The organism is Pseudomonas nitroreducens NBRC 12694 (assembly GCF_002091755.1).
GTDB lineage: Bacteria > Pseudomonadota > Gammaproteobacteria > Pseudomonadales > Pseudomonadaceae > Pseudomonas > Pseudomonas nitroreducens.
Genome location: NZ_BDAI01000037.1, coordinates 1 through 597, shown reverse-complemented (window position 1 = coordinate 597; position 597 = coordinate 1). Strand labels below are relative to the sequence as shown.

At 48.7% G+C, this 597-nt stretch carries 2 tRNA genes and 1 rRNA gene; all 3 read right to left on the bottom strand.

From position 1 onward, the window contains the following. Positions 1–145 (bottom strand): 23S ribosomal RNA (locus tag PNI01S_RS28150); the annotation flags it as partial. Positions 146–374: 229 nt separating this feature from the next. Further along, positions 375–450: transfer RNA gene (locus tag PNI01S_RS28145), tRNA-Ala, on the bottom strand. A gap of 29 nt (positions 451–479) precedes the next feature. Continuing rightward, positions 480–556: transfer RNA gene (locus PNI01S_RS28140), tRNA-Ile, on the bottom strand. Positions 557–597 lie beyond the last annotated feature (41 nt).

The window sequence follows — 597 nt, the reverse complement described above, 5'->3', positions numbered from 1 at the left end:
CAGCTTATGCTGAGTGGGTTTCCCCATTCAGAGATCTCCGGATCAAAGTCTGTTTGCCGACTCCCCGAAGCTTATCGCAGGCTACCACGTCTTTCATCGCCTCTGACTGCCAAGGCATCCACCGTATGCGCTTCTTCACTTGACCATATAACCCCAAGCAATCTGGTTATTGTCTCTAACGTGAAGACGACATTCGCCGAAAATTCGCGCTTGAACTCGCAAATTTTACCTTGACTTGAATAATCACCAGTGAAAGAGATTATTCAGTCTACTTCTATCACATACCCAAATTTTTAAAGAACAGTTCTGGCACAAAGACCAGACATCAATGTTCGTTCAACCTGAACATTCATGTCTGAGCTTTCGACGATTAATGGTGGAGCCAAGGAGGATCGAACTCCTGACCTCCTGCGTGCAAAGCAGGCGCTCTCCCAGCTGAGCTATGGCCCCTTATCGGATCAGCAGCACACCACAACAATTGGTGGGTCTGGGCAGATTCGAACTGCCGACCTCACCCTTATCAGGGGTGCGCTCTAACCAACTGAGCTACAGACCCAATCGTCTAACCAGTGAATCAAGCAATTCGTGTGGGAGCTC